The organism is Pseudomonas sp. SGAir0191 (genome assembly GCF_002812565.2).
Classification (GTDB): Bacteria; Pseudomonadota; Gammaproteobacteria; order Pseudomonadales; family Pseudomonadaceae; genus Aquipseudomonas; species Aquipseudomonas parafulva_B.
This window is the reverse complement of record NZ_CP025035.2, coordinates 1013011-1025134: the sequence shown is the minus strand read 5'-3', so window position 1 is coordinate 1025134 and position 12124 is coordinate 1013011. Positions and strand designations below refer to the sequence as shown.

The window sequence follows — 12124 nt, the reverse complement described above, 5'->3', positions numbered from 1 at the left end:
AGTAACAGGACAATTACATGATCGCCTGCCTGCGGCTGCTCACAGCCTTCTGTCTCGCTGCCCTGCTGGCAGCCTGCGCCAGTTCGCCCTCATCCAGCCTTGGCGAGCTGCCACGTACGCCGGATGCCAGCATCGAGCAACTGCTCGAACGGGCGACCTCCAGCAAGTCTGCCGAAGATGCCGCACTGCTGCGCCTGAGCGCCGCAGACATGGCCTACCAGCAGAAGGACTTCCCGCGCGCCGCACGCATTCTCGAACAAGTCCAGGTAGACACGCTCAAGCCCGCCCAGCAGGTGTTCGCCGTCACGCTGACCGCCGAACTTGCCATGAGCCGCAACCAACCCAAGGCTGCCTTGAGCGCACTGCAGCACCCCAGCCTGCAGCATGTGCCCGAATTGCCTGCGCAACAGCAGGTGCGCACCTACTCGGTACATGCCGCCGCTCTGGAGGCCGACGGGCAGGCCATGGCCGCTGCCCAGCAGCGTGTGCTGTTGGCACCGCTGCTCAGCGGGCAAGCCGCCAGCGCCAACCACGATGCCATCTGGTCACTTGTCGCATCGCTGTCGACCGAGCAGCTGCAACAGCCCGCCAACGATCCGGTCCTGGCGGGCTGGTCCAGCCTCGCCCTGGCCGTCAAGGGCGCCGGCACCCTGGAGCAGCAACAGGCAGCCATCGACGACTGGGTCAAACAGCACTCGGATCATCCTGCCGCGAAACAGTTGCCCACTGCCCTCACCAAACTCAAGGAACTGGCTAGCCAACCTCTGACGCGTATTGCCCTGCTACTTCCCCAGGAAGGCCCATTGGCCGGTGTGGCGCGCGCGCTGCGTGACGGGTTCATGGCCGCCCACTTCCAGGCCCAGCAATCCGGGCAGCCCGCCCCGTCCGTGCAGATGGTCGACAGCTCCCGCATAGGGTCGCTGGACGACTTCTACCGCCAGGCCCAGGCCGACGGCGTGCAGCTTGTCATTGGCCCACTGGAGAAACCCCTGGTCAAGCAATTGGCTGCCAAGCCGCAGCTTCCGATCACCACCCTGGCACTGAACTACGCCGACGCGGGTCAAAAGGCGCCGCCTCAGCTGTTCCAGTTCGGCCTTGCCGCCGAGGACGAGGCCCGCGAGGTGTCCCGCAGGGCCCGCGCAGACGGCATGGTCCGCGCCGTTGCCATGGTGCCGAGCGGTGAATGGGGCGATCGTGTCCTGGCCGCGTTCCGTCAGGATTGGGAGAGCAACGGCGGCACACTGCTGGCTGCAGAGCGTATTGCCCAGCCCGTTGCACTGGCCCAGCAGATTGCCGACCTGTTCCAGCTGCGCCAAAGCGAAGGGCGCGCCAAGAGCGTGCAAAGCACCGTGGGTGGCAGCATCGCTGCCCAGCCGGCACGTCGCCAGGACATCGATTTCCTGTTCCTGGCAGCCACCCCACAGCAGGCGCAGCAGATCAAGCCTACGCTGAACTTCCAGTACGCAGGTGACGTGCCAGTCTACGCGACCTCCAACCTGTACAGCGCCAGCGGCGATGTGAACCAGTACAACGACATGAACGGCATCCGTTTCTGTGAAACCCCATGGTTGCTCGACAGCAGCAACAGCCTCCGCCAGCAGGTGGTACAGCAATGGCCGCAAGCGGCGGGCAGCCTGGGCCGCCTGTATGCCATGGGTGTAGACGCCTACAGCCTGGCCCCGCGCCTCGGTCAGCTCAAGGCCCTGCCGGACAGCCGTATCCAGGGCCTGTCTGGCAACCTGGGCATCAATGCCAGCCAGCGCGTTGAGCGTCAGTTGCCGTGGGCAGAGTTCGCCGGCGGCCAGGTCAAGCGCCTCCCTGATACGCCCCGCTGATGACCGCTGCCTCGCCAAGCCATGCTGGGCAAGCGGCGGAAAACCATGCCCTTGAGTACCTTCAAGGGCATGGCCTGAAGCTGATTGACCGCAACTGGCGATGCAAAGGAGGCGAGCTTGATCTGGTCATGCTCGACGCCGATACAGTAGTATTCGTCGAAGTCCGCTATCGGTTGCACGCGCACTACGGTGGCGCCCTCGGCAGTATCGATCAGCGCAAGCAGAAGCGGCTGGTGCTTGCCGCCAGCCTGTTCCTGCATCAGAAACCTCAATGGGGCAACTGTCCTTGCCGCTTCGACGTGGTCGCCCTTCAAGGCAGCCATCATGCTGGCAAGCCGCTCGAATGGTTGAAAAACGCCTTCGAATGCTGAACCCACTTCGTTCTTTATGCTCTATGTTTCGCGGGCTGATTACCGTCGCGTGCCGCGACGGCCTCCGCCCCATTTAAGGTCACCAGATGGACATGCAATCCCGAATCCGCCGGCTGTTCCAGGCCAGCATCGATACCAAGCAACAGGCAATGGACATCCTGGCACCGCACATCGAGCAGGCCAGCCTGGTCATGGTCAACGCACTGCTCAACGAGGGCAAGATGCTCGCGTGCGGCAACGGTGGCTCGGCCGGCGATGCGCAACATTTCTCTTCGGAGCTGCTCAACCGCTTCGAACGCGAACGCCCCAGCCTGCCAGCAATCGCGCTGACCACTGACAGCTCGACCCTGACCTCGATTGCCAACGACTACAGTTACAACGAGGTGTTTTCCAAGCAGATCCGCGCCTTGGGCCAACCCGGGGATGTTCTGCTGGCCATCTCCACCAGCGGCAATTCCGCCAACGTCATCCAGGCCATCCAGGCCGCACATGACCGCGAAATGATTGTCGTAGCATTGACGGGCCGCGACGGCGGGGGCATGGCCTCGCTATTGCTGCCAGAGGACGTCGAGATTCGGGTACCCTCGACGGTGACCGCTCGCATCCAGGAAGTCCACCTGCTGGCGATCCATTGCCTGTGCGATCTGATCGACAGCCAACTGTTCGGGAGTGAAGAATGACCCCTATGCGCATTGGCCTCATGGCCTTGACCTTGTGCCTGAGCGTCACCGGCTGCAGTTCGGTACTCAACTCTGCTCGTAATTCGCCCATCGAGGACGACCGGGGCACTCGCACCATTGGCAGCAAGATCGACGATTCACTGATCGAGACCAAGGCATCGGTGAACATCGCCAAGGCAAGCCCGGACCTCGACAAGGGCTCGCACATCGTCGTCAGCAGCTACAACGGCATCGTTCTGTTGGCTGGCCAGACGCCACGCGCCGACCTCAAGAGCCTTGCCGAGCAGACGGCCAGCCAGGTCCAGCGCGTCAAGAAGGTGCATAACGAACTGCAGGTCATGCAGCCCTCCTCCATCCTGGCGCGCAACAACGATGCGTGGTTGACCACCAAGATCAAGACTCAGATGCTGGCCGATACAGCAGTACCCAGCTCGCGGATCAAAGTGATCACCGAGAATGGCATCGTGTATTTGTTGGGGCTCGTCACCCAGCAGGAGGCCAATGCCGCCACTGCCGTCGTGCAAAGCGTGTCTGGTGTGCAGAAGATCGTGAAACTGTTCGAGTACATCGACTAAGCACTTGAGCACGCCAGGCCGCGCAGGCCCTCGCGCACCTAGCCTATTGCCAGTACTAAAAAGGCGATCCTTGCGGATCGCCTTTTCTTATTTCACCACTTTCAAACTTGGCCGACCGCTCGGGCGCGGTGGCTGCCCGCCGCCTTCTGGCGGCCCATCATCATCAGGCTGCTCCTGATCGTCCTCGATTTCCTCGTCCTCCATCATCGAAGACTCCAACTCGAAAACCATGCCCTGACCATTTTCGCGGGCATAAATACCCAGTACCGCGCCAATGGGCACGAACAACGAATGGGGCACGCCGCCAAAACGGCCTTCGAAGCTGACGGCGTCATTGTCCATGTGCAAACTGCGCACAGCGCTGGGCGACACATTCAGGACGATCTGGCCATCACTGGCAAAACCTTCCGGCACCTGTACTTTCGGGTACTCGGCATTGACCAACATATGGGGTGTGCAATCGTTGTCGACGATCCACTCGTACAGTGCTCGAACCAGATAGGGGCGACTGGAGTTCATCAACAGCTCCTCAAAGCGTGCGCATTTCGCGTTCAACGGACGACAGGCTTGCCTGGAATGACTCCCGGGCGAACTGTCGCTCCATGTAATCCAGCAGCGGCTTGGCTTGCCGCGGCAATTCGATACCCATCATCGGCAGACGCCAGAGTATGGGCAGTAGACAGCAATCGACCAGGCTTTGCTCATCACTCATGAAACAGGCGAACTCGCCAAACAGCGGCGACACACCGGTCAGGCTCTCGCGCAGCGCCTTGCGAGCCTCTGCACGGGCAGCCTCACCGGTGCGTGGGTAGAGAATCTGATCAGCCAGGCTGCACCAGTCACGCTGGATACGGTGCATCAGTAACCGGCTATTGCCACGCCCCACCGGATAGACCGGCATCAGCGGAGGATGCGGATAGCGCTCCTCCAGGTACTCCATGATCACCGACGACTCATACAGGACCAAATCCCGATCAACCAAGGTCGGCACGCTGCCATACGGGTTCAGTTCGGCGAGCCGCGGCGGAATCTTGTCGGTATCGACGTCGGTGATGTGCGCGTCAACGGCCTTTTCGGCCAACACAAGGCGAACCCGATGCGAGTATTGATCGGCAGGGTCGGAATAGCAGGCTAACCCATTGGTTACGCCCATGTAGCGCCTCCTCTCGAGGGATGCTTGTAAAACTGTAAATGAAAACGCGCCTGTGGCGCACTGGCATAACTGCCAGTGCGCCACAGGCGCGTTCAACAACCAGAGGTTACTGCGTGATCAGTGCACGTCCTTCCAGTATTCACGCTTGAGCAAGTAGGCGAATACGAAGAAGAAAGCCAGGTACAGCAATACGTAGGTACCAATGCGCTGGCTTTCCAGTTTGACCGGGTTGGCCGAATAGGCCAGGAAGGTCACCAGGTTCTTGACCTTCTCGTCGAACTGCTCGGTGGTCAGGGTACCGGAATTCGGCGTGATGGTCAGCTGATCGCAGGCTTCATGGGTCAACGGCGTGCCGGTCAATGGGTCAAATTGTTTCTTGCCGTCCACCACCGTCTGCACCTGCTTGCAGCCGATCACCTGGTTTCCCTGCAGGCCAACCAGCACGTTCGGCATGCCGACGTTCGGGAAGACCTTGTTGTTCACGCCGTAGGGCCGCGATGGGTCTTCATAGAAACTGCGCAGATAGCTGTACAGCCAGTCGGCGCCTCTGACCCGTGCCACCAGGGTAAGGTCGGGTGGCGCGGCACCGAACCAGGTCTTGGCATCGCTGGGTTTCATGCCAATCTGCATGTGGTCGCCAATCTTGGCCCCGGTGAACACCAGGTTTTCAAGCATCACGTCGTGGGGAATGCCCAGGTCATCAGCCACCCGCTCATAGCGCTGGAACTTGGCACTGTGGCACCCCATGCAGTAGTTGGCGAACGTGCGCGCACCGTCCTGCATCGCTGCCTTGTCGCTCAGGTCGATATCGACCTTGTCCAGTTCCACGCCATGCTCTGCAGCAAGGGCAAATGCAGGCATCACTGCCAGGAGAAATACAGCAATCAACTTTTTCATCAGCCAGTCACCCTTTCCGGAACCGGTTTGGTCTTCTCGAGCCTTGTGTAGAACGGCATCAGCAGGAAGTAGGCGAAGTACAGGAACGTGCACACCTGCGACAGCAAGGTACGCCCAGGCGTTGGCGCCAGTACCCCCAGCACGCCGAGGACGATGAAGGCGACGCAGAACACCAGCAGGAAGAGTTTGCTTATCCAGCCCTTGTAGCGCATGGAGCGAACCGGGCTGCGGTCCAGCCATGGCAGCACGAACAGCACGGCAATGGCTGCACCCATGGCGATCACGCCCATCAGCTTGTCCGGTACGGCGCGCAAGATGGCGTAGAACGGCGTGAAGTACCACACCGGCGCGATGTGCTCGGGGGTCTTGAAGGCGTTGGCCTGTTCGAAGTTGGGTTTTTCCAGGAAGTACCCGCCCATTTCCGGGAAGAAGAACACCACGGCGCAGAACACGAACAGGAACACGACCACCCCGACGATATCCTTGACGGTGTAGTACGGGTGGAACGGAATACCGTCCAGCGGGATACCGTTTTCGTCCTTGTGCTTCTTGATGTCGATGCCGTCGGGGTTGTTAGAGCCGACTTCGTGCAGGGCCAGGATATGCAGCACCACCAGGCCCAGGATGACGATCGGCAAGGCCACCACATGCAGGGCGAAGAAGCGGTTGAGCGTGATGCCCGAGATCAGGTAGTCGCCGCGAATCCACTGGGTGATGTCATCACCGATGACGGGAATGGCCCCGAACAACGAGATGATCACCTGAGCACCCCAATACGACATCTGCCCCCATGGCAGCAGGTAGCCCATGAACGCTTCAGCCATCAGCGCCAGGTAAATCAGCATACCAAATAGCCATACCAGCTCCCTGGGCTTTTGGTAGGAGCCATACAGCAGGCCGCGGAACATGTGCAGGTAGACCACGATGAAGAAGGCCGACGCACCCGTCGAATGCAAGTAGCGCAGGATCCAGCCGTATTCCACGTCACGCATGATGTATTCGACTGAGGCGAAGGCCTCTTCGGCCGAAGGCGTGAAACTCATCGTCAGCCAGACCCCGGTGACGATCTGGTTGACCAACACCAGCAAGGCCAGGGAGCCGAAGAAGTACAGGAAATTGAAGTTCTTGGGCGCGTAGTACTTGCTGAGGTGGTCTTCCCACATCTTGGTGGCAGGGAAACGCGCGTCGATCCAGTCCATGAACTTGCTCATCATGCGTTCTCCTGGTCGATACCGATGACGATGATCTCGTCGGACTCGTAGGCATGGGGCGGCACCGGCAGGTTCAGCGGTGCCGGCTGCGACTTGTACACTCGCCCTGCCATGTCGTAGTGGGAACCATGGCACGGGCAGAAATAGCCTCCGACCCATTTGGGACCGAGGTCGGCGGGGGCCACTTCCGGGCGGAAGGTGGGCGAGCACCCCAGGTGCGTGCACAGACCAACCAGCACGAGGATCTCCGGCTTGATGGAGCGTACTTGCGGATCGACGTAGGTCGGCTGGTCCGATGCCTGGGAATCAGGGTCTGACAATTCGCCGGTGATTTTCTTGAGGTTGCCGAGGATCTCAGCCGTTCGCCGCACGATGAACACAGGCTGCCCTCGCCATTCTGCGACCATCTGCTGTCCTGGCTCGACCTTGGCGATGTTGACCTTTACCGGTGCGCCTGCAGCTTTCGCCTTGGCACTGGGGAACCATGACCCCACGAACGGTACCGCAGCCCCCACTGCTCCCGCTGCCCCGACCACGGATGTCGCGGCTACGAGGAAGCGGCGCCGGCCTGCGTTGACGCCGTCATTGCTCATTCAGTCCTCTCCCATCAGCTTGCTTGGCCTGTTGAACCAGGCTCGTACCTACGTTGTGTCTGTGGCGCTAAAAATTGGTCGCCATGGTAAGTAACAAAACCACACACTGACAAGGTGATTACCGGGCTGCACGGCCACTACCCACGCTTTGCTTGATCTACGTCTATGGGAAAGGCGCTCACCGACGAGCGGGTGAATTATCCAAGGCAAAAAAAAGCCCGGTTCCAAGGAACCGGGCTTTTTTCGACTGCCGAAGCGGTATTAACGCTTGGAGTACTGAGGACGCTTACGCGCTTTACGCAGACCCACTTTCTTACGCTCGACTTCACGAGCGTCGCGGGTGACGTAGCCAGCACGACGCAGAGCGCCACGCAGGGTTTCGTCGTATTCCATCAGGGCGCGGGTGATACCGTGACGGATCGCACCGGCCTGACCGCTGACACCACCACCGGAAACGGTGACGTAGATGTCGAATTTCTCAACGCTTTCGGTCAGCTCGAGTGGCTGGCGAACAACCATGCGAGCGGTTTCGCGACCGAAGAACACGTCCAGAGAACGGTTGTTGATGGAGATGTTACCAGTACCCGGACGCAGGAATACGCGAGCGGTTGCGGTCTTGCGACGGCCAGTGCCGTAATTTTGAGTCGCCGACATAATGAACTATCCCGTTAGATCTTCAGTTCTTGAGGCTGCTGAGCAGTGTGTGGGTGAGCAGCACCCGCGTACACTTTCAGCTTACGGTACATGTCGCGACCCAGCGGGTTCTTCGGCAGCATGCCTTTGACCGCAGTCTCGATAACACGCTCAGGGGCCTTGGCGATCAACTTCTCGAAGTTGATTTCCTTGATACCACCTGGGAAACCGGAGTGGGAGTAGTACATTTTGTCGGAAGACTTGGCACCCGTCACACGAACCTGCTCGGCGTTGATGACGACGATGTAGTCGCCGGTATCAACGTGAGGGGTGTATTCTGGCTTGTGTTTGCCACGCAGACGGCTAGCGATTTCGGTAGCCAGACGACCCAGGGTCTGGCCAGCGGCGTCGACTACGAACCACTCGCGCTTTACTGTTTCCGGTTTAGCAGTAAAAGTTTTCATTCTCTAAAGCCTCAGAGGCCGCCCAGCGAAAAATAGACGGCGAATCTTACTGGATAGTGCACAGCTTGCCAAGGGCAAGCGCGCAGCCGAACGCTGACGCTTTTGGGGGCTCGGGTCAGGCACGCCAATGTTCGACGGGGTTCTTCCTGCGTGATGGTGCATCACTTCCGCCACGCGGAGAGGGGCTGAATTATCCAGATTGCGGGAAAAATATCAACCTGCTTTGATGAATGACCATAGCCAAGGAGCAAGCAACCGATGGACTACCGTCAGCTGGGTCGCACCGACCTCCAAGTCAGCGCGCTGTGTCTGGGCACCATGACCTGGGGCGAGCAGAACGATCAGGCCCAGGCATTCGAACAGATTGCCCGGGCCAAGGCCGCGGGCATCAACTTCATCGATACCGCCGAGATGTATCCGGTACCCCCGCGGCCGGAAACCTATGCCGCTACCGAGCGCATCATCGGTAACTGGTTCGCCCGCCAGGGCGATCGGGACGACTGGGTACTGGCCAGCAAGGTGGCCGGCCCCGGCAATGGCATCAGCCATATCCGCGACGGTCAACTCAGGCACAACCGGCAACACATCGTCGCGGCACTGGAAGAGAGCCTGCGGCGCCTGCAGACCGATCGCATCGACCTCTACCAGCTGCACTGGCCTGAACGCAGCACCAACTTCTTCGGCAAGCTGGGCTACCAGCACCTGCCGCAGGACCATTTCACGCCACTGGAAGAAACCCTGGAGGTGCTCGACGAGCAGGTGCGCGCGGGCAAGATCCGCCACATCGGGCTGTCCAACGAAACCCCCTGGGGCACCATGAAATTCCTGCAGCTGGCCGAAAGCCGTGGCTGGCCTCGGGCCGTCTCCATCCAGAACCCCTACAACCTGCTCAATCGCAGCTTCGAGGTGGGGCTTGCCGAAATCGCCATCCGGGAGCAGTGCGGTCTGCTGGCCTACTCGCCCTTGGCCTTTGGCATGCTCTCGGGCAAATACGAAGGCGGCGCCCGCCCGGAGAAGGCGCGGCTGACCCTGTTCAGCCGCTTTGCCCGCTATTCCAACCCACAGACGGTGGCCGCTTGCGAACGTTATGTACAGCTGGCCCGTGAACACGGTGTCGATCCGGCGCAGATGGCCCTGGCCTTCGTTACCCGTCAGCCATTCGTGACCAGCAACATCATCGGCGCTACCAGCCTCGAGCAACTGGACAGCAACCTGGCCAGCCTCGAACTCACCCTCGATGACGAGCTGCTGGCAGCCATCGAGGCCATTCATCAGGACCAGCCCAATCCCGCACCCTGAGCACGCACCCGACGTCGCTTGCTTCACGGGCTTACCCGTGCAGCGGGCGGCGCGATCTACCAGGCTAGACACGACCCGTAAAAAATAAGACGATCCAGCCAGTGATTGACCACTCCATCCTATAAGAACAATGACAATGATGTTTACCCAACCCTCCGCGTCGTTGCGGCGCGTCAGCATCCTGGCCATTGACAAGGTATTCGCTTCGACCTTGATGCAGGCCAAGGACTTCTTTCACCTGGCCAGCTTGCGCTACGGCAAACAGTTAGGCCTGGGCTTGCAGCCCATGTTCGAGATCCACCTGGTCAGCCCTGACGGGTTGCCGGTCGAGAGCTTCAGCAACGTGCAGCTGCCGGTGGACGGCGGCCTGGATGATGCCGACGTGATCATTCTTCCGGCGTTCTGGGACGATTTTGACAACCTGTTGCAACGTTATCCGCAGGTGCTGCCCTGGCTGCAGGCACAGCATGCCCGGGGCGCCGTGCTGTGTGCAGAGGCCAGTGGCGTGTTCTGGCTGGCCGAGTCAGGTCTGCTCGACGGCAAGGAAGCGACCACGTACTGGCGTTTCTTCGACAGTTTTGCCGAGCGCTTCCCGCAAGTACGCCTGACCCAGGACAAACACCTGACCGACGCCGACAACCTGTACTGCGCCGGCGGCACCACATCGGCCTGCGACCTGTACATCTACCTGATCGAGCGCTTTTGCGGGGCCAATGTGGCGCGGGCCGTCTCGCGCGACATTCTGTACGAAGTGCAGCGCAACTACACGCCGGGACGCATGGGCTTTGGCGGCCAGAAGCTGCACCAGGACCTGATCATCCTGCAGATCCAGCACTGGCTCGAAGAGCACTTCGCCGACAAGTTCCGCTTCGAGGACGTGGCCCGCAACCACGGCATGAGCATTCGCAACTTCATGCGCCGCTTCCAGGGCGCGACCGGGGACAAGCCGTTGCATTACCTGCAACGCTTGCGCATCGAGACGGCCAAGGGACTGTTGTCGAGCACGCGCAAGAGCATCAAGACCATCAGTTATGAGGTGGGCTATGACGATGCCAGCTTCTTTGCCCGGCTGTTTCGCCAGCACACCGACCTGTCGCCGAACCAGTATCGCCAGCAGTTCATGCAAGAAGCCTGAGCGCAATCGGGCTGCCTGACAGCCCATCGCCGGCAATCAGGCGGTGGACTGCCAGGCAGCCCCGGGGCCTCAAGGCTTGTGCGCGCGGGACAGGAATTCGTGAGACTGCATTTCCAGCAGTCGGCTCAGCGTGCGCTGAAACTCGAAGCTCAGACGCCCACCGGTATACAGGTCCTTGAGTTCCACCTCGGCCGAGATGATCAGCTTGACGTTACGGTCATAGAACTCGTCGACCATGTTGATGAAGCGACGCGCGATGTCATCGCTTGCTACGCCCATCTGCTCGACGTTGCTCAGCAGGACCGCATGGAAGATCTTGCCCAGTTCGATGTAGTCGTTCTGGCTTCGCGGCCCATCGCACAAGGCGCGGAAGTCGAACCAGGCCACATCGTCGCAGGTGCGCAGCGCATGAATGGGACGGTTCTCGATCATCAGCACGTCGTTCTCGACCGCTGCGGTGCACTCGGGCGTCAGCGCCTTGAAGCTGGCACGCATGCTCTGCTGCGCCGCCTCGTCGAGCGGGTGATGGAACAGTTCGGCCTGCTCAAGGTGGCGCAGTCGATAATCGACACCGCTGTCGACGTTCACCACATCGGTGTACTGCTTGATCATGGCGATGGCCGGCAGGAAGCGTGCACGTTGCAGGCCATCCTTGTAGAGGCCGTCCGGCACGATGTTGGAAGTGGCCACCAGGGAAACACCGTTCTTGAACAGTTCCTCCATCAGGGTGCCCAGGATCATGGCGTCGGTGATGTCCGAGACGAAGAATTCGTCGAAGCAGATCACCTTGGCCTCATCGCTGAAGCGCTTGGCAATGATGGTCAGGGGGTTCTTCTCGCCCTTGAGGGTTTTCATCTCTTCGTGGACACGCTTCATGAAGCGGTGGAAGTGCGTGCGCATCTTCTGTTTGAACGGCAGCGCTTCGAAGAAGGTGTCGACCAGGTAGGTCTTGCCTCGCCCTACCCCGCCCCAGAAGTACAGGCCCTTGACCGGGGTCTGCTCCTTCTTGCCGAACAACTTGCCGAATACACCCGGCTTGTTGTTCTGGGCCTGCACCAGGTCGTCGTACAGGCGCTGCAGGTGACGCACCGCAGTTTCCTGCGCCGCGTCATGAAAGAAATCGGGACGTTTCAGATCTGCTTGATAGCGTTCTAGGGGAGTCATGATTCGTTAGCGAGGCAACAAAAAACGGGCCGTCACTGTAGCGAGCGGCCCGCCTAATGGCAATGCGACTTGCGTCAATATGCCCCATACCGGTAACCAGAGCCCGATGATAGT

The 12124-nt window shown here is 60.3% G+C and carries 14 protein-coding genes; 6 read left to right on the top strand and 8 right to left on the bottom strand.

Annotation, left to right across the window (positions count from 1 at the left end; genetic code table 11):
* Window positions 1-17 precede the first annotated feature (17 nt).
* From CWR53_RS04615 to CWR53_RS04600, 4 genes are all read left to right on the top strand, one after another.
* The gene (locus CWR53_RS04615; protein WP_058604948.1) at window positions 18-1835 is read left to right on the top strand and encodes a penicillin-binding protein activator; all 1818 of its coding nucleotides are present in this window, start codon (window positions 18-20) and stop codon (window positions 1833-1835) included.
* Window positions 1835-2206: a YraN family protein gene (locus CWR53_RS04610; protein ID WP_058604947.1), complete on the top strand. Its 372-nt coding sequence runs from the start codon at window positions 1835-1837 to the stop codon at window positions 2204-2206. The genes CWR53_RS04615 and CWR53_RS04610 overlap by 1 nt, the downstream gene beginning before the upstream one ends.
* Before the next feature lie 86 nt (window positions 2207-2292).
* Window positions 2293-2886: a phosphoheptose isomerase gene (locus tag CWR53_RS04605; protein WP_012274070.1), complete on the top strand. Its 594-nt coding sequence runs from the start codon at window positions 2293-2295 to the stop codon at window positions 2884-2886.
* Entirely contained in the window at window positions 2883-3461 is a 579-nt protein-coding gene (locus CWR53_RS04600; RefSeq protein ID WP_058604946.1) for a BON domain-containing protein, read from the top strand. The genes CWR53_RS04605 and CWR53_RS04600 overlap by 4 nt, the downstream gene beginning before the upstream one ends.
* Before the next feature lie 87 nt (window positions 3462-3548).
* On the opposite strand, the gene CWR53_RS04595 is transcribed toward CWR53_RS04600, so the two are convergent.
* From CWR53_RS04595 to rplM, 7 genes are all read right to left on the bottom strand, one after another.
* Window positions 3549-3980, bottom strand: a complete 432-nt coding sequence (locus tag CWR53_RS04595) for a ClpXP protease specificity-enhancing factor (RefSeq protein ID WP_058604945.1) — start codon at window positions 3978-3980, stop codon at window positions 3549-3551.
* 10 nt (window positions 3981-3990) lie between these two features.
* Entirely contained in the window at window positions 3991-4614 is a 624-nt protein-coding gene (locus CWR53_RS04590; protein WP_100850928.1) for a glutathione S-transferase N-terminal domain-containing protein, read from the bottom strand.
* A 117-nt stretch (window positions 4615-4731) separates the two neighbouring features.
* A complete protein-coding gene (locus CWR53_RS04585) occupies window positions 4732-5511 on the bottom strand; it encodes a cytochrome c1 (protein ID WP_058604943.1) in 780 nt (259 codons plus the stop codon).
* Window positions 5511-6722 (bottom strand): cytochrome bc complex cytochrome b subunit, encoded by a 1212-nt coding sequence (locus CWR53_RS04580; protein ID WP_028687198.1) that lies wholly within the window; start codon window positions 6720-6722, stop codon window positions 5511-5513. Before CWR53_RS04580 ends, CWR53_RS04585 begins: the two co-directional genes overlap by 1 nt.
* Complete coding sequence (gene petA, locus CWR53_RS04575) at window positions 6722-7315, bottom strand: ubiquinol-cytochrome c reductase iron-sulfur subunit (RefSeq protein WP_100850927.1); 594 nt, start codon at window positions 7313-7315, stop codon at window positions 6722-6724. The genes CWR53_RS04580 and petA overlap by 1 nt, the downstream gene beginning before the upstream one ends.
* A gap of 261 nt (window positions 7316-7576) precedes the next feature.
* On the bottom strand, window positions 7577-7969 hold the full coding sequence (gene rpsI / locus CWR53_RS04570) for a 30S ribosomal protein S9 (protein ID WP_003251821.1): 393 nt from the start codon (window positions 7967-7969) through the stop codon (window positions 7577-7579).
* A gap of 14 nt (window positions 7970-7983) precedes the next feature.
* Entirely contained in the window at window positions 7984-8412 is a 429-nt protein-coding gene (gene rplM / locus CWR53_RS04565) for a 50S ribosomal protein L13 (RefSeq protein WP_003260798.1), read from the bottom strand.
* Window positions 8413-8670: 258 nt separating this feature from the next.
* On the opposite strand from rplM, the gene CWR53_RS04560 reads away from it, so the two are divergent.
* Complete coding sequence (locus CWR53_RS04560) at window positions 8671-9711, top strand: NADP(H)-dependent aldo-keto reductase (protein ID WP_100850926.1); 1041 nt, start codon at window positions 8671-8673, stop codon at window positions 9709-9711.
* A 238-nt stretch (window positions 9712-9949) separates the two neighbouring features.
* Window positions 9950-10846, top strand: a complete 897-nt coding sequence (locus tag CWR53_RS04555) for a GlxA family transcriptional regulator (protein WP_167338593.1) — start codon at window positions 9950-9952, stop codon at window positions 10844-10846.
* A gap of 69 nt (window positions 10847-10915) precedes the next feature.
* Here CWR53_RS04555 and zapE read toward each other — a convergent pair whose 3' ends face one another.
* Window positions 10916-12010, bottom strand: a complete 1095-nt coding sequence (gene zapE / locus CWR53_RS04550) for a cell division protein ZapE (RefSeq protein ID WP_100850925.1) — start codon at window positions 12008-12010, stop codon at window positions 10916-10918.
* Window positions 12011-12124: the final 114 nt, after the last annotated feature.